This is a genomic window from Rheinheimera muenzenbergensis (assembly GCF_036984005.1).
Lineage (GTDB): Bacteria > Pseudomonadota > Gammaproteobacteria > Enterobacterales > Alteromonadaceae > Alishewanella > Alishewanella muenzenbergensis.
In genome coordinates this window covers 64921-83661 of record NZ_JALAAR010000001.1, presented here as the reverse complement: position 1 = coordinate 83661, position 18741 = coordinate 64921, and the positions used below count along the sequence as shown (strand labels likewise).

The 18741-nt window shown below is 48.6% G+C and carries 23 protein-coding genes; 18 read left to right on the top strand and 5 right to left on the bottom strand.

Annotated features, from left to right (window positions below):
* The first annotated feature begins 2 nt into the window (after window positions 1–2).
* From MN202_RS00395 to MN202_RS00385, 3 genes are all read left to right on the top strand, one after another.
* Window positions 3–878, top strand: a complete 876-nt coding sequence (locus MN202_RS00395) for an alpha/beta hydrolase (RefSeq protein WP_335734101.1) — start codon at window positions 3–5, stop codon at window positions 876–878.
* 225 nt (window positions 879–1103) lie between these two features.
* Window positions 1104–1664: a TMEM165/GDT1 family protein gene (locus tag MN202_RS00390; RefSeq protein ID WP_335734100.1), complete on the top strand. Its 561-nt coding sequence runs from the start codon at window positions 1104–1106 to the stop codon at window positions 1662–1664.
* A gap of 87 nt (window positions 1665–1751) precedes the next feature.
* Window positions 1752–3440, top strand: coding sequence for a dipeptidyl-peptidase 3 family protein (locus MN202_RS00385; RefSeq protein ID WP_335734099.1), 1689 nt, complete (start codon window positions 1752–1754; stop codon window positions 3438–3440).
* A 77-nt stretch (window positions 3441–3517) separates the two neighbouring features.
* Here the strand turns inward: MN202_RS00385 and MN202_RS00380 are convergent, their stop codons facing one another.
* Window positions 3518–3715 carry a hypothetical protein gene (locus MN202_RS00380; protein WP_335734098.1) on the bottom strand — a complete coding sequence of 66 codons (198 nt, stop codon included), beginning with the start codon at window positions 3713–3715 and terminating at the stop codon, window positions 3518–3520.
* Between the two features lie 111 nt (window positions 3716–3826).
* Here MN202_RS00380 and MN202_RS00375 point away from each other — a divergent pair, with 111 nt between their 5' ends.
* The 4 genes from MN202_RS00375 (at window position 3827) to ybaK (ending at window position 7064) form a co-directional block, all read left to right on the top strand.
* On the top strand, window positions 3827–4852 hold the full coding sequence (locus MN202_RS00375) for a GlxA family transcriptional regulator (RefSeq protein ID WP_335734097.1): 1026 nt from the start codon (window positions 3827–3829) through the stop codon (window positions 4850–4852).
* Window positions 4853–4922: 70 nt separating this feature from the next.
* Complete coding sequence (locus tag MN202_RS00370) at window positions 4923–5315, top strand: BlaI/MecI/CopY family transcriptional regulator (protein WP_335734096.1); 393 nt, start codon at window positions 4923–4925, stop codon at window positions 5313–5315.
* Window positions 5308–6507 carry a TonB family protein gene (locus MN202_RS00365; RefSeq protein ID WP_335734095.1) on the top strand — a complete coding sequence of 400 codons (1200 nt, stop codon included), beginning with the start codon at window positions 5308–5310 and terminating at the stop codon, window positions 6505–6507. Before MN202_RS00370 ends, MN202_RS00365 begins: the two co-directional genes overlap by 8 nt.
* An 86-nt stretch (window positions 6508–6593) precedes the next feature.
* Window positions 6594–7064, top strand: a complete 471-nt coding sequence (gene ybaK, locus MN202_RS00360) for a Cys-tRNA(Pro) deacylase (protein WP_335734094.1) — start codon at window positions 6594–6596, stop codon at window positions 7062–7064.
* A gap of 7 nt (window positions 7065–7071) precedes the next feature.
* Here the strand turns inward: ybaK and MN202_RS00355 are convergent, their stop codons facing one another.
* A complete protein-coding gene (locus MN202_RS00355) occupies window positions 7072–8523 on the bottom strand; it encodes a diguanylate cyclase (RefSeq protein ID WP_335734093.1) in 1452 nt (483 codons plus the stop codon).
* 84 nt (window positions 8524–8607) lie between these two features.
* The gene (locus MN202_RS00350; RefSeq protein WP_335734092.1) at window positions 8608–9585 is read right to left on the bottom strand and encodes an alpha/beta hydrolase; all 978 of its coding nucleotides are present in this window, start codon (window positions 9583–9585) and stop codon (window positions 8608–8610) included.
* Between the two features lie 205 nt (window positions 9586–9790).
* On the opposite strand from MN202_RS00350, the gene MN202_RS00345 reads away from it, so the two are divergent.
* A complete protein-coding gene (locus tag MN202_RS00345) occupies window positions 9791–10270 on the top strand; it encodes an NYN domain-containing protein (protein WP_335734091.1) in 480 nt (159 codons plus the stop codon).
* Window positions 10271–10304: 34 nt separating this feature from the next.
* Here MN202_RS00345 and MN202_RS00340 read toward each other — a convergent pair whose 3' ends face one another.
* Window positions 10305–10934, bottom strand: coding sequence for a glutathione S-transferase family protein (locus tag MN202_RS00340; RefSeq protein ID WP_335734090.1), 630 nt, complete (start codon window positions 10932–10934; stop codon window positions 10305–10307).
* A 170-nt stretch (window positions 10935–11104) separates the two neighbouring features.
* On the opposite strand from MN202_RS00340, the gene MN202_RS00335 reads away from it, so the two are divergent.
* Window positions 11105–12055 carry a helix-turn-helix transcriptional regulator gene (locus MN202_RS00335; protein WP_335734089.1) on the top strand — a complete coding sequence of 317 codons (951 nt, stop codon included), beginning with the start codon at window positions 11105–11107 and terminating at the stop codon, window positions 12053–12055.
* Window positions 12056–12058: 3 nt separating this feature from the next.
* On the opposite strand, the gene MN202_RS00330 is transcribed toward MN202_RS00335, so the two are convergent.
* Entirely contained in the window at window positions 12059–12400 is a 342-nt protein-coding gene (locus MN202_RS00330; RefSeq protein WP_335734088.1) for a YajD family HNH nuclease, read from the bottom strand.
* Between the two features lie 291 nt (window positions 12401–12691).
* Here MN202_RS00330 and MN202_RS00325 point away from each other — a divergent pair, with 291 nt between their 5' ends.
* The 9 genes from MN202_RS00325 (at window position 12692) to nadS (ending at window position 18690) form a co-directional block, all read left to right on the top strand.
* Window positions 12692–12982, top strand: a complete 291-nt coding sequence (locus MN202_RS00325; protein WP_335734087.1) for a hypothetical protein — start codon at window positions 12692–12694, stop codon at window positions 12980–12982.
* Window positions 12983–13033: 51 nt separating this feature from the next.
* Entirely contained in the window at window positions 13034–13612 is a 579-nt protein-coding gene (locus MN202_RS00320; RefSeq protein WP_335734086.1) for a HutD/Ves family protein, read from the top strand.
* A 72-nt stretch (window positions 13613–13684) separates the two neighbouring features.
* Entirely contained in the window at window positions 13685–15871 is a 2187-nt protein-coding gene (locus MN202_RS00315; RefSeq protein WP_335734085.1) for an eCIS core domain-containing protein, read from the top strand.
* A gap of 9 nt (window positions 15872–15880) precedes the next feature.
* Window positions 15881–16126 carry a hypothetical protein gene (locus MN202_RS00310; protein WP_335734084.1) on the top strand — a complete coding sequence of 82 codons (246 nt, stop codon included), beginning with the start codon at window positions 15881–15883 and terminating at the stop codon, window positions 16124–16126.
* A gap of 56 nt (window positions 16127–16182) precedes the next feature.
* Complete coding sequence (locus MN202_RS00305) at window positions 16183–16929, top strand: esterase/lipase family protein (protein WP_335734083.1); 747 nt, start codon at window positions 16183–16185, stop codon at window positions 16927–16929.
* 29 nt (window positions 16930–16958) lie between these two features.
* Complete coding sequence (locus MN202_RS00300) at window positions 16959–17312, top strand: hypothetical protein (protein WP_335734082.1); 354 nt, start codon at window positions 16959–16961, stop codon at window positions 17310–17312.
* Between the two features lie 112 nt (window positions 17313–17424).
* A complete protein-coding gene (locus MN202_RS00295) occupies window positions 17425–17934 on the top strand; it encodes a GNAT family N-acetyltransferase (RefSeq protein ID WP_335734081.1) in 510 nt (169 codons plus the stop codon).
* Window positions 17935–18068: 134 nt separating this feature from the next.
* Window positions 18069–18404, top strand: a complete 336-nt coding sequence (locus MN202_RS00290; RefSeq protein ID WP_472511558.1) for a type II toxin-antitoxin system RelE/ParE family toxin — start codon at window positions 18069–18071, stop codon at window positions 18402–18404.
* Window position 18405: 1 nt separating this feature from the next.
* Window positions 18406–18690, top strand: coding sequence for a NadS family protein (gene nadS / locus MN202_RS00285; protein ID WP_335734080.1), 285 nt, complete (start codon window positions 18406–18408; stop codon window positions 18688–18690).
* Window positions 18691–18741: the final 51 nt, after the last annotated feature.

Sequence of the window (18741 nt, the reverse complement as noted above, 5' to 3'; positions counted from 1 at the left end):
TGATGTTACTGTCGTTAGTGAGCAAACTGGTGCCAGCCGTAGTAAGTGTTGCTTGTTTTTCACTCAGTACTGCCCAACTGCCGCCGCAAAAGCCGTCTACGGCAGCGGCGAATGTGCAGCTGCTGACACCGCCATTTCAGATAGCCGGATTAAACCGCAGCCGTCAGGTGCGGCTATATCTGCCGCCGGATTATGCGCTCAGCAATAAGCGCTATCCGGTGTTGTATATGCACGACGGCCAGAATGTGTTTGATGCTGCCACCGCTTTTTCCGGCGAGTGGGGCGTTGACGAAAGTCTGAATCAGCTCGCCGCTGACGGCTGGTTGCAGCTAATTGTAGTGGCAGTTGATAATGGTGCTGAGCACAGAATGACTGAATACAGCGGCTGGGATCATCCGCGCTATGGTAGCGGCGAAGGCGAGTTGTATATCCGCTTTATTACCGACACGCTAAAACCCTATATTGATCAGCATTACCGTACGCTGCAAGAGCCTGCACAAACCGGCATTATGGGCAGCAGTATGGGCGGATTAATTAGCCACTACGCCATCTTTAACCAAGCTGGCGTATTTGGCAAAGCCGGTATTTTTTCGCCGTCGTACTGGTATGCCGATGCGGTGTTTCAGCAAACGGACAGCAGTGTGTTGCCTACAGGCAGCCGGCTAAGCATGCTGGTAGGCGAAAAAGAAGGCCGTGACATGGTAAGCAATATGCAAAAGATGGCCAGCTTGTTACGCCAGCAAGGCGTTAGCTATTCCGGCTTGTCGGTTAAAACCGTTGCCGGTGCAGAGCATAACGAAGCGTTCTGGCGTGCTGAGTTTGCCGATGCGGCATTGTTTTTGTTTAATCCAACGGCATTTTATTTGCGCCAGCGCTAAAAGGCGGTTGAGCCGGTGCCGGCTTTAGATTAAACTGCGCGCCGTCCTTAAGGGAGTAATCTGCTGCGGTGTGGTACCGCGGCGCTACGGTCAACATACTTGTGCCCCAATGCACATGGCCGATGCGTTCAGCGCCTGCTGAATTGATGAGACTTAAGACACAATAACGGCCCACTGCGGGAGCCGTTGCTGTGTCTTATGTAGAATCCCGCTAAGGTATTGTTAATGGAAGCTTTGTTCTCCTCTTTTACTGCCGTCGCTATTGCCGAAATTGGTGATAAAACCCAGCTATTGTCGCTGTTTCTTGCCGCCCGTTTTCGTGCCAAAGGCGCCATTATTGCCGGCATTTTGTTGGCTACCTTGTTAAACCACGCTGCTTCGGCCTGGCTCGGTGTCTGGGTAGCGCAGTTTATTCCGGCCAACTGGCATTATGGCTTGCTTGGCGGCTCTTTTATTGCCGTGGGCCTGTGGTTACTTATACCGGATAAAGACGACAGTGAAGATACCGGTGTATTGCGTTACGGTGCCTTTATTGCCAGCTGTGTGTTGTTTTTTCTTGCCGAAATTGGCGATAAAACCCAGGTTGCTACCGTATTGCTGGCGGCTAACTTTGAGCAGGCGGTCTGGTATGTGATCTGGGGTACTACGCTGGGTATGCTGGCGGCAAATGTGCCGGTGATCTATGCCGGTAGTTGGTTAATGCAAAAAATACCGCTGGCATTAGCCCGCCGTGCCGCCTGCGCAGTGTTTATATCGCTTGGCCTGTATATTATTGTTGCCGGTTAGCCGCTGTGTTGCGCTAGCGCGGCTTGCACTGTTGGCGGGCTTTTCTTACCCTGTTGCACGGTTACTACAAGAACAACAGGATAAAACATGCGTTATCATGCCATTTTCACAGCGCTGGCCCTTGCCGGCGCTATTAGTGTTACTGCCTGCTCGCCAAATAAGCCAGGTGCTTCAGATAATACAACGTCACAGCAAAAACCTCAGGCTGCGCCGGTACTGTTAGACGAGCACAAACAGCGGTTGGATATTTATTATCCGGTTGATTTAACAGCCGATTTATCGCATTTATCTGATGCGCAGCGCGCTATGTTGGCCAAGCTTATTGATGCCAGCAAAATTATGGACGATTTATTCTGGCAGCAGGCGTTTGGTGAGCCTAAAGCAGCATTTCTGGCGCGCTTGCCAGCAGGCAAGGTGCGCGATTTTGCCGCCATAAACTATGGCCCCTGGGATCGCTTAAACGGTGATAAAGCATTTTTAAGCCAGTATGCTGAAAAGCCACTGGGCGCGCAGTTTTATCCTGCTGATATGAGCAAGCAGGAGCTTGAGCAAAGCACGCTGGCTGATAAAGCCGGTTTGTATTCGCTGATAAAACGCGATGACAGCGGTAAGCTTATCAGCGTGCCGTATTCCATTGCCTATAAAGATGAGCTGACCAGAGCAGCAACATTATTAAACGAAGCGGCTGCACTGGCGCAAAACAGCGAATTTGCCAATTACCTGACACTGCGGGCTAAAGCCTTGCTAGATGATAACTATCAGCCGTCTGATATGGCCTGGATGGATATGAAAACCAACCCGGTTGAGCTGGTAATAGGGCCGATAGAAACCTATGAAGATCAACTGTTTGGCTATCGCGCGGCATTTGAAGCCTATGTACTGGTAAAAGATATGCAGTGGAGCGAGCGACTGGCGAAATACGCGGCTACCTTGCCAGCGCTGCAGCAAGGCTTGCCGGTGGCAGAGGCTTACAAGCAGGAAGTGCCGGGCTCAGATGCTGACTTAAATGCCTATGACGTTATTTACTATGCCGGCCATTCGAATGCCGGTTCCAAAACCATTGCTATTAATCTGCCAAATGATGAGCAGGTGCAGCTGGAAAAAGGTACCCGCCGCTTACAGCTGAAAAACGCCATGCAGGCCAAGTTTGATCACATTATGCTGCCGATTGCTCAGCTGCTAATCGCGCCAGAGCAGCGCAAGCACGTTACCTTTAACGCCTTTTTTAACAACACCATGTTTCATGAAGTGGCGCATGGCCTGGGGATTAAAAACACCCTTGATGGCAGCGGTACGGTGCGCCAGGCGCTGAAAGAGCATGCGTCAGCGCTGGAAGAAGGCAAGGCCGATATTCTCGGGGTGTATATGATCACCCAGCTTAAACAGCAGGGTATGCTGGAGGAGGGCGAGCTGGAAGATTACTACACTACCTTTATGGCCGGTATTTTCCGCTCGGTACGCTTTGGTGCATCCAGTGCACATGGTAAAGCCAATATGATCCGCTTTAACTATTTTGCCGAGCAGGGCGCCTTTGTCCGCAATGACGACGGTACCTATAAAGTCGATTTCGACAAAATGCAGACGGCAATGGCATCATTGTCTGAGCTTATCCTGACACTGCAGGGTGATGGTAATTATGCTGGTGTGGCGGCGCTGGTCGCAGACAAAGGCGTTATCAAACCACAGCTGGCCGCTGATCTGGCCAGGCTGGCAGCTGCCGATATTCCGGTAGATGTGAAGTTTAACCAGGGTAAAGACATCCTCGGCCTAAACTAACGCAGTACAGCGGGCAGCGACTGGCTGCCCGGATAAGCCAGGGCGCGGATCTTAACAGATCCGCAGCTTTTCGCCGCTTAGTTACTGCCAGTGGCGTCGTCTTGTGGCTCAAACATACGAAATGCCCCTGCAGCAGTGCTTAGCAATAACACCGGTACTGCCAGCACATGCATCATCAGCGACAGCTCTGCGGCAAAGTTAATCCAGAAAATCACCAGCCAGCTAACCAATAGTACCGCAATGGCCGGCCACTTTTTTTTGCTTAGGGTATTCATACTGCCTCCTGCACCTTATTGTTTGACCCTTGCAGTGTAGAACTTGCGAAATGGCACCGGCAGTGTCACTATTGATAAAAATAAGGCCAATAGTGACAAAAGGTGGCGCAATTGAAGCAAATTGCTGTTTTGGCGACAAATCACAGTATCAACAACGATCTGTTTGGTTTGCTGGACTTTTTTGAGTACTGCAATGTGTTGTGGCAATACCAGCACCGTGACGCAGCCCCGCTGTTTCATTGCTATGTGGTATCACCTGATGGGGCGCCGTTACAGCTAAAGCACGGCGTCTGCTTTAACGTGCAGCCACATCACTGGCAACAGGCCGATGCGCTGGTTATAGCACCGGCCTATGCTTACAACCGTGCCCAGCTAGCGGCTATTGCAGAGCCTGCTGCAGCGTATTTTCCCGGGCTGCGTCAGGCTGCTGAGGCCGGTAAGCTTATCGCTGCCAACTGTACTGGCACTTTTATTCTGGCGGCCAGTGGGCTGCTGGCACACAAAAATGCCACCTCCAGCTGGTTCTTTAAAGATGTGTTTGAAAGCCTGTATCCGGATGTACACTTGCAGCTCAACAAACTGTTGGTGCAACATGACAACATCATAACGGCCGGTGCTACAACCTCTTTTGTGAACTTGTGTTTGTCGCTGGCAGAGCAGTTAGTTGGTGAGCAATTTGCACGACAAATTGCCAAAATTATGCTGACCGATCCAAATCGTAGTTCGCAAATTCCCTATATGGATTTATCTGTCGGCCAGCAGCACAATGATGCGCTGATCAGCGAGGTACAAAAGTACCTGCTGAAAACTCTGAATGAGCCCTTTGCGTTAGAGCCGCTGGCAGAGCAGTTTCATTTAACCAAGCGTACTTTGCTGCGCCGCTTTAAAGCCGCATTAAACGATACACCGCTGAATTATCTGCAGCGCCTGCGCATAGAGCACGCCAAACGCTTGTTAGAAACCACAAATCAACCGGTAGAGCAAATTGTATTGCAGGTAGGTTATGAAGACGTCAGCTCGTTCCGTAAGCTTTTTATCAACTACACCGAGCTTACCCCCAGCCAGTACCGGCATAAATTTATGCAGGAAGGTCACTTTAACTGCTGTCCGGCACAACAACCCACTGCAATAAATTAATATCAGCTTAAAAAACTGCTTGCAGTCATCTATTACAGGTGTAATATTATGTGTATTACAAGTGTAATAGATGGGTGCAGTTATGATTGAAATCAGCAATGCTGAGCTAAGCGTGATGCAGGTGTTGTGGCAGCGTCAGCCATTGTCGGCCAATGATGTGGTTGCCGCCCTGGGTAATGAGAAAGACTGGCACGAAAAAACGGTAAAAACCCTGCTAAACCGACTGGTAACTAAAGGTGCTCTGGGTTTTAATAGAGATGGTCGTGCCTATTTGTACTATCCGCTGATTGCACAGCAGGATTACCAGCTTGAACAAAGCCGCTCCTTTGTCGAGCGTTTGTTTGCCGGCCGCGTAGCGCCATTGGTTGCCGGTTTTGCCAGCCAGAATAAGCTAAATGCCGATGACGTGCAGCAGTTAAAAAACCTGATTGCACAATGGGAGCAGGAGCAGAAGCATGACTAGTTATCTGCTGCAACTGTCACTGCCTTTATCGCTACTGTTGTTGGTAATATTGCTGGCGCAGAAAGTGTTACTTAAACCCCTTGGTGCCCGCAGTGTTTATGCGTTGTGGGCGGCGGTGCCGGTGTTTTTGTTGACCACTATGCTGGTTTCCTTTTCACCGGTCGCTATTCACAGCGACGTGATAAAGCGCTACCAGGTAGGGCTGCAACAGGTTTCCAACGCTGCCAGTACTACAAATGGGTGGTTTTGGCTGTGGTTGCTTGGTGTGGCGTTATGCAGCAGTTACTTACTGTTAAACTACCTGAGCAGCCGGGCGCAATATTTACGCGCTGTACCGCTAAAGCTAGCACCCGCAATACTCAATTGCCGCCAGGCCGATGATAATAGCGGCCCTTATATTACCGGGCTTTTAGTACCGCGTATTTTATTGCCGCATGATTTTTTTACCCGCTTTGATGCCATCCAGCAGCAGCTTATTTTGCAGCATGAGCTGACACACTGGCGCCGTGGCGACTTACATCTGAATTACCTGGCCCTTGCGTTAGTCTGCCTGTTTTGGTTTAACCCGCTGCTGTGGGTTAGTTATCGCCAATATCGTCAGGCACAAGAGTTGGCCTGCGATGCCGTCGTTACCCACAACGCCAGCCAGGCAGAAAGAATTGCTTATGGTTATGCCTTACTAAGCATTACACAGCCGTCATCAGTAAATCGGTGGCCGCTTACTCATCACTATGGAGATTTTAATATTATGAAACAACGAGTTATTCAGTTGCAGAGTCAGCGCGGATTCAGCAAAGCACCAGTAGTCACTATGCTAACTTTGGTCATGCTGTTCAGTGTTTTGCTGCAACAGCCAAGCACAGCGAAAGAGTCTGGCAGCGTAGGTTTAACCCCAATTGTCCAGATACAGCCTCGCTATCCGGTAGACGCAGCACGACAGTCAATTGCAGGCTATGTGCAAATAGAGTTTGATATTGAACTTGATGGCTCAGTATCAAATACCCGGATAATTGATTCGTATCCTCCTGAAGTGTTTGATGCCGAAGCCTTAAGGGCATTTAAAAAATGGCGTTATAAGCCATCAACTGCTGTGTTAAAAGGTAATCATGTACAGTTAGATTTTGAATTGGATCTGGAGCCTGAAGGCGTAGAGCGGCACACTGTTAAGGCACCGAAGCAAGGTAAAGGCTGATGTAGCTGAAGTGCAATAACGCAGCGTTAATATCGCAGTGCCAGTAGCTGGCGCTGCTTTATTGCATTTAGCCAATGGGAGACACTATGACACCCGCTATTGATTTGGCGAAACAACAGGGTATCGCTTATACCGTGCATCAGTATCTGCATGATCCTGCCGCGTTATCCTACGGCCTGGAAGCGGCAGAAAAACTCGGTGTTAAGCCAGAGCAGGTCTTTAAAACTCTGGTAGTACAATTAGATGGCAAGCAACTGGCTGTCGCGGTATTGCCGGTTAGCCAGCAGCTAAGTATGAAACTGCTGGCAAAAGCATTGGGGGCCAAAAAAGCCGTGATGGCTAGTGCTACTGATGTTATGCGCAGTACCGGTTATGTCTTAGGTGGTGTTAGCCCGCTGGGGCAGAAAAAAGCGTTGCCAACTGTTATTGATAGCTCAGCACAGCAGTTTGACAGCATTTTTGTCAGTGCCGGCAAACGCGGGCTGGAAATAGAGCTTAGTGGAGTGGAATTATGCCGGCTGCTAAATGGCCGTATGGCAGCCTTGTGTCAGTTGTAACTGAACTTCAGCCCAGGCAGGTGCGGTTGCGGCCGGCCTGTTTGGCCTGATACAGGGCCCTGTCTGCGCGCTCAAAGCAGTGGCTTAGTTCTTCATCTGCTTGCTGCTGTGCTACGCCAAAACTGCAGCTTAAGCTGATATGGTGGCTAAAGGTGTAGCCAGCAATAGCGGCTGCTATTCTGCTGCATAAGGCCTGGGCTTCAGCTGCGCTGGTTTGTGGGCAAAAAATAACAAATTCTTCTCCGCCCCAGCGCGTGGCAATATCCTGTTCCCGCACCTGCTGGCGCAGGATATCTGCCAGTTCACGCAGGATGGCATCACCGGCGCTATGGCCGTGGTTGTCATTTATCTGTTTAAAAAAATCGATATCTACCACAATCAGACTAAAAATATGCTGGCCGTGGCTGGCGCGCTGCTGGGCCACACGCAGCGTTCTATCAAAATAATTGCGGTTGTAAAGATGTGTTAGTGGATCATGATCGGATAAAAATTTTAGCTCCTTTACTGCCGCCTCCAATTCGGCGCGGGTTTGTTCTAATTGCTGGTTTTTTTCTTGCAAGCGCTGATAAAAGTAGCGGCTGCGGTAATTCCAGATAATCAGTAACACTATGATAGCCATAGCGGTTGCGGCCAGTTGCCACAGCGGTTTGTAGTTAGTTATCTCGTTTACCGGCATACGGGTGTGGTTGCGGTAAATAGCCAGATGTTCTGCTTCTGTAATGGCGGCAATAGCCTGGTTTAGTTGCGGTAAAATTGCCTGATGTGCAATGGCGACGCCAATCCGCAGTTGATCTTCGACACCAACCCAGCCGGCCACTTTTAGCTGGTACAGCCCATGCTGTTGAATATAGTGATTGATTGAATATAACGAACCGACAAATAAATCGGCATTGCCATTCATTACTGCCTGCAAGCCGGCTGATTCGCTGTCTACCAGCAGGGTGTTGCTGTCCGGATAGTAATTAAGCAGATGCTCCATTAAACGGTAGCCTGCCGGCACCGCCAGCACGCGTTGGCCAATATTCTCCAGGCTTTGTAAAAAGGGTTGCTGATGCTGAGATACCAGCACATTAGGTGAACGAAAATACACCTCGGAAAAGCGCAAAAACTGCAGGCGCTCAGCTGTTTGGTTTAACATTGGCAGCAACATGCAGCTGCCATTTTGCAGCAGTTGCAGGCTGTGCAACCAGGAGCGGCTGGGAACTAATTTGAATTTAAAACCGGATTTTTCGGCAATCAGCTGCAAATAATCTGCTGAAATACCTACGTGCACACCATCAACAATGGCTTCATACGGCATCCAATCCGGATCTATGCAATAGCGGAGTTCGTTATTGTCGGCCTGCAGTGGCGATGTTGTCAGCAATAAGCCGGTACAGAATAAAGTGCGTTGCCACAACAGCAAGCAACGCACTGTTTTTACGATAATTTTTATTACGTCTGGTAAAAAAGCTGACACAGATAATGCCTTACAGCTGACGTCAGTTGTTAACATCTACTGATAGTAGCGCTCAATCGGTAAAAGCGCGAACCAACAAACTGCTTAGGGTTCACGCAGTACCGAACTGCGGCGAAATTCATCCTGCGGAAATACCCTGCCGTGTAATATACAGTCAAATATATGCTTAAAAACCAAGCCAGCTTTACCGGGTATACGGCCATAACGGAAATAAGAATGGCCTTTGGGTGTGTCATATGCGGTATTAATATCGTCGCAATCAACACTGTACAGATTATGTGGCGTCAGGTTGATATCTTCCGGCCCAGTGTGGCCCAGCCGGCGAGAGGCCACTTTGTTTTTCAGGTTGGCAACTTTACTGCTGCGCAGGGCTAAGTCGTCAGAGGCAAAATACACCACCACATTGCGCGATGCGTCCGCAATCAATCTGCCGGACTGATCTTTATGTACCGACTCATTGCGGATATCTGCCGCCACCATAAAAGTATTGCGAAATAGCAGTGGTACGCCATTTGCCAGATCATTTTTATTCCAGTCCAGCAAGGTTTGCCGCAACACCCGGTTACCCATAGAGTGTGCCAGTACATTAATTCTTTTCAGGCAGGGCGCTGTTTCCGGCTCGTTGGCTGGTGTAAGACGCCAGTCTAAAAAAATACTCAAAGCGCGTGAAAAGGCTGCAGCACTTTGATCAGCAGATTTCTGATCATCCCAGTAGTCTTTAACAATGCCCATGTCATTATCGCAAGGCCAGATCACCGGCACGACCAAAACTTCCTGCGGCTTTTCTTTGTCGCACAGTTCTTGCAGTTCTTTGGCCGATTGAAAAATATCGTCCGGTAAATTAGAAAAACCATGAATATAGAGCAATAACTGCCGGTAGGGGCTTTGTTTTAATGCTAATAAAAACTTTTCCCCCATTACTTCAGTGCAATGGCCATCGGGGTGGTGCTGACAAAAGAACACCGAATTACTCGGTGCATTGTTGCGCAGGTCGAACGAAAATTTCCGTCCAGCGCGACTTAAAATAGATCCTTTGGGAAATCTGTTAGTAATAAATAACATCACAAACTCCTTCTGTTGGTAGTTTAACTGCGGCCAAATGTATTGATGCCAAAAAAGCATAGGCTGAATTTGCTTAGTTGCACTATTACATCGCGGGTTTTTGCAGTTAGCATCCGGCCGGGCCGGTAGCCGAAATAACACTAAATTGCTTGCTGCAGCGGCTATTGCCGGTTAGCGTGGCAACTTTGTTGTGCCGGAGAGTGCTATGACCAAGGTAACAATTCTGGTAGATGTACAAAACGTCTACTACACCAGCCGTGAAGCTTATGGCCGTAATTTTGACTACAACGCCTTTTGGCGTCAGGTTACTGCTGGTCGCACTGTGGTAAAGGCTATTGCCTATGCTATTGATCGCAAAGATGAAAAGCAGCGCCAGTTTCAAAATATCCTGCGCGCCATTGGTTTCGAGGTAAAACTAAAGCCCTTTATTCAGCGCGCCGATGGCAGTGCTAAAGGCGATTGGGATGTCGGTATCACGCTCGATGCTATCGAGTACGGCCAGCACAGTGATGTACTGGTACTGGCCTCCGGCGATGGCGATTTTGCCCTGTTGGCCGACAAACTGACCTCCAGGTACCAAACCGAAGTCGAGGTCTACGGTGTGGAGGGTTTAACTGCCCAGGCGCTGGTAAAAGCTGCCAGCCGTTTTATCGCGATTGACGATGTGCTGCTACTGCCAGCCTAGGCCGCGTGTGCGGTAAGCACCCGCGGCAAGCTCATTAACTTTGCGCCAGCTCTGCTGCCAGAGCATCATCAAGCTCTGTTGCCCGGATACAGGCTTTACGCGCTTGCAGCCGCTGCGCATAGTCGATAAAGGCCGGGCGTTTTTCCAGTGTGCCAAACAGCATGCCCCAGCTAATGTGGCTACCAACATAAATGTCCGCTGCGGTAAATTGCTCACCACAAAGGTAGGGGCCTTTGGTCAGGGCGGTTTCCAACGCCTTTACCGTGTCCTGATACAAGCCGCAACCTACAGAAGCAGCATTGTCGCTATCAATACGCCAGTCATACGCTTTGGCGGTAGTGGCCATTTCCAGTGGGCCGGCGGCAAAAAATAACCAGCGATAATAGCTGCCGCGCTCCGGGCTATCGGGGGCGGGGGCCAGCTTTTTATCGGCAAACTGATCGGCCAGATAGGCACAAATAGCAGCACCTTCGGTGACCACTGTATCGCCATGTTTAATGGCCGGTACTTTACCCATAGGGTTTAGTGCTAAAAATTCCGCTGCTTTCATTTCGCTGCCGAACTGCAACACCTTTACGTCGTAAGGTACTTCGAGCTCTTCCAGCAGCCTGCGGATAATACGACCACGTGAATTAGGGTTGGTATAGAAAGTTAACGGTTTCATTCGTGTATTCCTTGTAAGTAAGAGTAATAGATACAACCTGTTTTATGGCGATTCGATGTGCTGCCGGAACAGAATAAAACCAAAATAGGACAGAATGCGTCCTAGTAATCAGGTATATTTTCCACACCTAAGTGGAAGCAGGAACAATAAATGACTAACCGGAGAGCTGTATGAGCGGGCCAACTATTCGTGTGCTTAGTTTGCTGGAACTGCTGCAGTCACATGGTCGTTTAAGTGGCACCGAACTGGCGGCAAGGCTGGGCGTCGATAAACGCACTGTGCGCCGTTATATCCAGGCACTGGAGCAGCTGGGTATACCGGTAACATCAGAGCAAGGCCGCGACGGCGGTTATATGTTAGTGGCCGGTTTTAAATTGCCGCCAATGATGTTTACCAACGACGAAACTCTGGCGTTATCGCTTGGGCTGCTGGCGGCACACAACCTTAACCTGGCCGATACGCAGGCGGCCATCAGTAGTGTGCAGGCCAAGCTGGAGCGGGTCATGCCGGTTAAACTAAAATCCCGTGCCAGGGCTATTGCCGATACTATCCGGTTGGTGCTGCCCGTCGCTGAAACCCCCAGCGCTGGCCAACACCTTAGCCCCTTGCTCGATGCGCTGGAACAACAGCGCTCAGTTATTATCCACTATGCTGCACGCCAACAAGCGCCGGCGAAAAGGCAGGTTGACCCTTATGGCTTGCTGTTTCGCCTTGGCCGCTGGTATATGAGTGGGTATTGTCATCTGCGTCGCGAATTACGCACCTTTCGGCTCGACCGGTTGCAGCACATCGAACTACTGGAACAACACTTTAGCCGGCCGGACGATTTTGATTCTGCTGAGCATTTTAGCCAAAGCCTGTTTGGCATACCGGGCAATGTAGACGTGCAGGTATTGTTGCATACCGATCCTCAAAGCGCCGCCCAGGCGCTGGGGTCTACAGCAGCTATGTTAAAGCCCCAGCCAGATGGCTTGCTGTTAAGTACCCGCACCGACAGCTGCCTGTTTCTGGCGCAGTGGCTAAGCCAGCTGCCGTTTGATTTTAGTATTATTGCACCGCCGGAGTTAAAACAGGCGTTAAAGCTGCAGGCCGAGCGTTTACTGCATATCGCGGGACGTTAAGATTTATGACTTCGGCTTATTTAATAACGCTTTTAAATCGGCAAACGGATTATGGGTCGCCGGCGCGACTTTTTGCTCAGTAGTGCCACCGTAGAGTACAAATTCGTGGAATTTATTGTGCTCGTTATCATGGCAATAAATACACAACAGCTCCCAATTGCTGCCATCTGCGGGGTTATTGCTGTGATTGTGGTCAATATGATGCACAGTCAGCTCGCGCAAATTAGAGTGCACAAACTCGCGGGCACAGCGGCCACACACCCAGGGATACATTTTCAGTGCTTTATCACGATAGCCTTGTTCCTGCTGCTGATAAGCCGCAGCACCGCTGTTGGTTTTAGTCATAATTATCCTGCTAACACGTTACACATACCGCCACGGTAGCATGGCGCTGTTAAGCTAACGGCAATTATGCGGCTAAGGGCCATTTTAGTGCAATAACCAATTACCCAAGGCCGCTGTTAATTCTACCCACGGCGACGTCAGCACGCTGTAGTATTTTTGTCAGCATCAGTTAAGCTTTAGAGCGGTAATACATCTATAACAGGCTGGAGCACAGCAGAAGCAAACAGCGGAATCTGATGTTTTTACTACGACAAATATAATAAAGTAACGCTTAATTAAGGGAGCACACTGATGAAACCTCAGCTGCAGCGTAACGACATTTTTATTTGGATAGCGGTAGCAACAGTTGTGCTGTTGTTGCTACCTTTTACGGCCATGCAGCTAACTGCAGAGGTAAACTGGAGCGGCGCTGATTTTATACTGATGGCTGGCTTAATTTTTGGCAGTGCCAGCGGCTTTGTATTGCTGGCCAGACGTATACCCGCAGCGAAGCGGCTTTGGCTTGCATTGGCTGTTGCGGTGGTATTTTTGTATTGCTGGGCCGAGCTGGCGGTGGGGATCTTTTTTAATTTGGGCAGCTAGATGTCGCCTGCTGTCAGTAACGCTTTATTCAACACATCTGCCAGAGACTTTATGAGCACAGAGATTATTGCGCCACAGCAGTGGCAAACCCAGCGCTGGCAAAATGGTGGTGGCATTACCCATCAGCTATGCCGGCAGGATGATGAGCTCGGTATGTTATGGCGCTTGTCTATTGCTGAAGTGGCCAGCGACGGCCCGTTTTCGCGCTTTGATAATATTGACCGTATTATTTTGCTGCTTGAAGGCAATGGTTTTAGCCTGCATGGTGTGGGCGCTAACCCACAGCTATTAGATACACCGCTTACGCCGTTCGCCTTCGCCGGTGAAACGGCTATTCATTGCAGTTTAATTAATGGTGCCGTACGTGATTTTAACCTGATGACCCGCCGTGCAGCTGTGCAGGCCCAGCTGCAGGTACTCACTATAGGCAGTGCAGCACAAACATTGCCGTTAAGTGCGCAGACGCTTGTTTATGTCGCCAGCGGCCGTGTTAATGCGGTAATTGGTGCAAAGCACATAACGCTGCAAGCGCAGCATACGCTTAGCCTGACTAATGAAAGCAATAGTTTGCAGATAAGCAGCAGTGATAGTGCACAGGTTGTATATATCTGCCTGGCGGCAAATCAATGAACATTTACTTAGTGTTTTCGCTTTCCGGTTGCCAGCTGCTAAAATTACTCAATCGCCAGTGAGGCAACTTAAATGACGAATACACACGCTGACAAAACGCAAAAGAATAAAAGCCAATCGGTTGCGAATGGCATTAATCAAATGCAAAGTGTTGGCGAGTCAACTTTTCAATTTGTCGATAATCGAACAGAAACTATTGCACAAAAGAAACTGCAAGAGATGGCTAATATTAGTCGTCAGACAAAGCAAGTTGCTCAATTGCAAGCTGTGGCTGGCAAACACTCTGTTCAACAACAGCCCTTCATTCAGAAGAAAAACAACAACACGGGCTTGCCTGATACTTTAAAAACCGGAATAGAAAATCTTTCCGGTTACTCCATGGATGACGTAAAAGTACATTACCACTCTGACAAACCAGCTCAGCTGCAAGCGCATGCTTTTGCGCAGGGCACTGATATTCATATTGCATCTGGACAAGAAAAGCATTTGCCTCATGAGACTTGGCACGTGGTTCAGCAAAAGCAAGGACGGGTAAAACCAACAAGCCAACTAAAGCAAAAAGTGAATATAAACGATGATATAAGCCTGGAAAATGAGGCCGATATTATGGGGGCAATGGCTGTGTCTCAACGCCCACAGAAACCTTCAAATTTAGTACAGGCACAGCCAGCAGCTGTCGTTCAGGCCGTGTTTAAAGACAGTGCTGATCTCAGGAAAGAAAGGTTCATGCAACTGGCTCAAGAAACATATGGTATTGCTGAGCAACAGGCGCAAATATTGTACGACCACAGTGGCGGAAATACGCTTGATCCGGTTACTAAGTTGCGAACCAGTTCTGATCAGGAAGAAACAAGGGCATTGGCCAGAGACTTTGTAGATAAAGGTACACGTGGTGAGCACGATGACATTGTGTTTTATGCTGATATTAAATTCCGCAATCTGGCTGGATTGAATGCGGCAAAAGGTCATGCTGGTGCAGATGATGTTTTTGGCAAGATGTCTAAACTCGTAGATGATTCTCTGAATGTGCTGCGTGGCCGTTATCAAGTGCAAGGATATCGGCACGAAGGAAGTCGATTTGGATTTATGGTCATTGGAAATAAAGCGACCTTGACTAAAGAACTAATTGAGGCCGAGCTGAAAAAAGCTGAATCTGAATGGAAGGCCAAAAAAGGTGAAATGGACATTGCTGACATTGCTAACCCGAAAAGACCTGAGCAAAAGGGTGTCGATATGGGGTTTAGCGTTTTTGAAATGAAAGGCAGTAAAGCGAAAGCTGCTGAAGCTGTGGATTCAGGTGCTGCCCGTTTACCGGCAGATGCAGGAGTATCGTCAAAAACTGCACATGATTTTCAGGGGGACGCTCCCGGTACTTTTAAAGGTGCCGCCGACGCTCGTGATGATGATTTCAAACTAAAAGGCGCAGAATTAGGGTTAGAGGCTGAACAAATTGCTGAGCTGTATAAGATTGCTGGCAGGTCAGAGAAAGAGGCTCTCACAGGCTTTGACGCTGCAGGAGATCGAATTGCCACACTTGTTAAAGCAAAGGATTATTTTAATGAAAACTATCCTAGTGTACTTGCAGGTTATGTCGAGGTTGATGTCAGAAATTTGGGTGGCCTGAATGATAATCTTACACGAGGTGATTCTGACAATGTGTTTAGATTTATGTCTGATACAACTGATAAACACATGAGGTCGCTGAAGGCAGATGTTATTAGCTTTAGACATGGTGGAGATGAGTTCAGTTTTGTAGTGGTAGGCCAATTAGCCACGATCACAATTCAGAATGTGGAAACAGTGCTTACAGAGGCAGAAACAGCCGTTGCAGCTTATGTGACACATAAGAAAATAAGACAACAACAAGGACAGGATGTCACCATTGATGGTGTAGAGCAGGCTGAAATCAGCTTGTTAAATGAGCATAAACTGCCTGAAAAGTTTAAAGAGCCTTTCCGGCAGAAAAATATCATGAGAAAGGATGGCGAAATAGAAACCAACACAGAGAATAAACTGTGGCGGGTAATAGGCCAGGAAACATATTGGTTGATTGCGAATCGGGATACTCACTTTAGTGTATATAACATACCTCGGGAGTTGACATTGAGTGAAATATTGCATAGCAAGAATACTGAAGAAAAGCCGAGACATCCGGGAACAGGAATTGTTTGGGGGACAAGTGCAATATTGCGAGAAGATACGAGCCCAATCGATGTGGTAGCGCGTGCTGATCTGCAAGTCGAGCATAAAAAGAAATAGGAGAAAAAGGTGTCTTCTGAATCAAGAATAAAACGATTGGGTCTGGAACACCTGAAAAATGATCCAAAAGCGCTTGAACAGGCTATAGATGAGGCTGTTAAAAAAAATAAGAAAATGGAGTTGTTGGCTACTATTGAGCAGTTGGAAGCGCTCAAAGCAATAAAAAACAACAAGGATGAGCTGTACGCCATTGACGCTAAAATTAAAATTCTAAAAAATCAGATGGAAACGATTGGGCGTTCAATTGAAAAATGACGGGCCCCTGGAAGCTACGTCAGTGCACATGAATCGGGTAACCTCAGAGAAATGCTATGCGAATAATACTGTCAGCCGTTTTGCTGCTTTTGTCGTTTAACGGCATGGCAAAAGACTGCGTTGTACTGTTGCACGGCCTGGCCCGCAGCGCTGGCGCGATGGAAACTATGCAGCAAGCACTGGATGATGCCGGCTACCATAGCGTCAATGTTGATTACCCATCGCGTGACTATAGCGTAGAAGCACTGGCGCCGATGGCGATAACGCCGGCATTAGCGCAGTGCCGCGCAGAGCAAAGCCGTGTTATTCATTTTGTTACCCATTCAATGGGCGGTATTTTGCTGCGGCAATATCTGCAGCACAATGTCATTACCGATTTGGGCCGGGTAGTGATGATGGGGCCGCCGAATCGGGGCAGCCAGGTGGTGGATAACCTAAAAGATGTACCGGGCTTTGAAGCCTTTAACGGTCCGGCCGGTATGCAACTGGGCACCGGCGAACACGATATACCTAAACAGTTGGGCCCGGTGAGTTTTGAGCTGGGCATTATTGCCGGCACCAGCTCTATCAATCTTATATTGTCAAACTTCTTACCGAACCCGGATGATGGCAAGGTGTCGGTTGAAAACACCAAAGTGCAAGGCATGTGCGCGCTGGTTACGGTAGAAGTATCGCATCCGTTTTTGATGAAACGGCAACAGGTTATAGATCAGGTACTGCACTTTTTACGCAGCGGCAGCTTTTTTGGCGACAGCGCCCAGCAGTTTACCTGCCCGGCGCAACGGCAAGTTAAACCTGCCTAACAACTAAGCCTATTTAATTTGGAATAGCCATGGCACCAGCAGCAATAAAAGCTCCTATAAGTTTTGATGACTTAACAAAAATCGATATCCGTGTTGGTACCATTACACAAGTGTTAGAGGTTGCTAAATCTGACAAGCTGATGAAACTTATCGTCGATTTTGGTGATCATCAGCGCAGCATACTGGCGGGCATTAAACAGGAGCGCGCTAACCCACAAGAGATTGAAGGCAAACAGGCACTGTTTGTGGTGAATTTACCTGAGCGCAAAATGGCCGGGGAGGTATCGCAGGGGATGTTGTTTGATATTGGCTATGAAGATAAATTAACACCTTGTTTAGCCTGTCCGGAACAAACTGTGCCAAATGGCACCCGAGCCGGTTAAATGCTGCCGTGGTAAGATCAAACGTAATTATGCACTCTGAATTAAGTGTCGAGACATTATCCGCAGGCTGAGAAAGCGTTGCGCCAATCATTTTCAGTATAAAAGGGATCTTATGCGAGTGACTTCTGCGCGTCTGGAAATGACGCCACTTACACAACAAGACTGGCCGTTATTTCAGCTACTACACCAGACTCCTGAGGTGATAGCGCAGTGTTTTGATGCACCAACAGAGGCTGAGTTACAGCAGAAATTTCAGTCACGGCTGCAGCCATGGCACAAAGACGCCAGCCACTGGCTATGTCTGGTTATGCGCCAGCTTGATACCGGCAAGGCTATTGGCGTTACCGGCATGGCAATGGCAGAGGGGAGGGCTGAAGTGGGGTATTTATTGCTGCCCGAGTTTCATGGTCAGGGCTTTGGCACAGAATCATTACAAGCGTTAATTCAATGGGCAGCAAATACGCAGGAGATAGCTCGTTTTAAAGCAGTGGTTACTGAGGGCAATATCGCATCAGAGCGGGTATTACAAAAAGCCGGTTTTAAGCTGGTAGCAAAAGAGCCGGATGCACATAGCATTGGCGGTAATCATTATGCCGATCACATCTACCATTTTGACGCGTGATGCTAGGCAACCAGGCTAACCCAATGTTAGGGCGCATTTTGTGCCTTAACTTTTCTGATAGGTGGCATTGGCTTGGCCAATTAATTTTTAAGGTGTACTATGTACATTTGCAATAACTTACAAGGAGGTAGGTTTTGACATTGCATGGTATCGAGTTTATCGAAACATCGCTGTTTACCAAGCAGATCAAGCAAATTGCTACTGATGACGAGCTAAGGGTACTGCAGCAAGAGCTTATTGCTCAACCGATGAAAGGCGATCTGATCACCGGTACTGGTGGGCTACGCAAGGTGCGTATGGCAACAGATGGGCAGGGTAAAAGCGGTAGCGCCAGAGTCGTCTATTTTCTGGCAACGGCAGAAGTTATCTATATGCTGCTGGCCTATGCTAAAAATGAAAAAGACAGCCTTACTGCTGCTGAAAAAGCTGAGTTAAAGCAGTTAACCAAGTTACTAAAAGGCGAGGTGTAGTATGAGTATCTTTAACGAGCTAAAGGATTCTCTGACCGAAGCGGTGGAGATTAAGCAAGGTAGAAAAGAAGCAAGCCGGGTGACCCGCTTTGAAGTAGCTGATGTTAAAACCTTGCGTGAGAGCCTGGCCATTACCCAGGCACAGTTAGCCCAAGCACTGGGTACCAGTGTTGATACTATTAAAAGCTGGGAGAGTAAGCGCCGTAACCCAACCGGCCTGGCCGCCAAAGTGCTGGCGACTATTCAGGACAACCCCGAGTTCTACCACCAACTGGCTGCACACTAAACGGGCCGCTACACCAAACCATCGTATGGGCGCATCATTGCGCCCTTAGTT

Coding starts and splice junctions, on each gene's coding strand:
- MN202_RS00395 (WP_335734101.1), top strand. CDS start 3: ATGTTACTGTCGTTAGTGAGCAAACTGGTGCCAGCCGTAGTAAGTGTT.
- MN202_RS00390 (WP_335734100.1), top strand. CDS start 1,104: ATGGAAGCTTTGTTCTCCTCTTTTACTGCCGTCGCTATTGCCGAAATT.
- MN202_RS00385 (WP_335734099.1), top strand. CDS start 1,752: ATGCGTTATCATGCCATTTTCACAGCGCTGGCCCTTGCCGGCGCTATT.
- MN202_RS00380 (WP_335734098.1), bottom strand. CDS start 3,715: ATGAATACCCTAAGCAAAAAAAAGTGGCCGGCCATTGCGGTACTATTG.
- MN202_RS00370 (WP_335734096.1), top strand. CDS start 4,923: ATGGGTGCAGTTATGATTGAAATCAGCAATGCTGAGCTAAGCGTGATG.
- MN202_RS00365 (WP_335734095.1), top strand. CDS start 5,308: ATGACTAGTTATCTGCTGCAACTGTCACTGCCTTTATCGCTACTGTTG.
- ybaK (WP_335734094.1), top strand. CDS start 6,594: ATGACACCCGCTATTGATTTGGCGAAACAACAGGGTATCGCTTATACC.
- MN202_RS00350 (WP_335734092.1), bottom strand. CDS start 9,585: ATGTTATTTATTACTAACAGATTTCCCAAAGGATCTATTTTAAGTCGC.
- MN202_RS00345 (WP_335734091.1), top strand. CDS start 9,791: ATGACCAAGGTAACAATTCTGGTAGATGTACAAAACGTCTACTACACC.
- MN202_RS00340 (WP_335734090.1), bottom strand. CDS start 10,934: ATGAAACCGTTAACTTTCTATACCAACCCTAATTCACGTGGTCGTATT.
- MN202_RS00335 (WP_335734089.1), top strand. CDS start 11,105: ATGAGCGGGCCAACTATTCGTGTGCTTAGTTTGCTGGAACTGCTGCAG.
- MN202_RS00330 (WP_335734088.1), bottom strand. CDS start 12,400: ATGACTAAAACCAACAGCGGTGCTGCGGCTTATCAGCAGCAGGAACAA.
- MN202_RS00325 (WP_335734087.1), top strand. CDS start 12,692: ATGAAACCTCAGCTGCAGCGTAACGACATTTTTATTTGGATAGCGGTA.
- MN202_RS00320 (WP_335734086.1), top strand. CDS start 13,034: ATGAGCACAGAGATTATTGCGCCACAGCAGTGGCAAACCCAGCGCTGG.
- MN202_RS00315 (WP_335734085.1), top strand. CDS start 13,685: ATGACGAATACACACGCTGACAAAACGCAAAAGAATAAAAGCCAATCG.
- MN202_RS00305 (WP_335734083.1), top strand. CDS start 16,183: ATGCGAATAATACTGTCAGCCGTTTTGCTGCTTTTGTCGTTTAACGGC.
- MN202_RS00300 (WP_335734082.1), top strand. CDS start 16,959: ATGGCACCAGCAGCAATAAAAGCTCCTATAAGTTTTGATGACTTAACA.
- MN202_RS00295 (WP_335734081.1), top strand. CDS start 17,425: ATGCGAGTGACTTCTGCGCGTCTGGAAATGACGCCACTTACACAACAA.
- nadS (WP_335734080.1), top strand. CDS start 18,406: ATGAGTATCTTTAACGAGCTAAAGGATTCTCTGACCGAAGCGGTGGAG.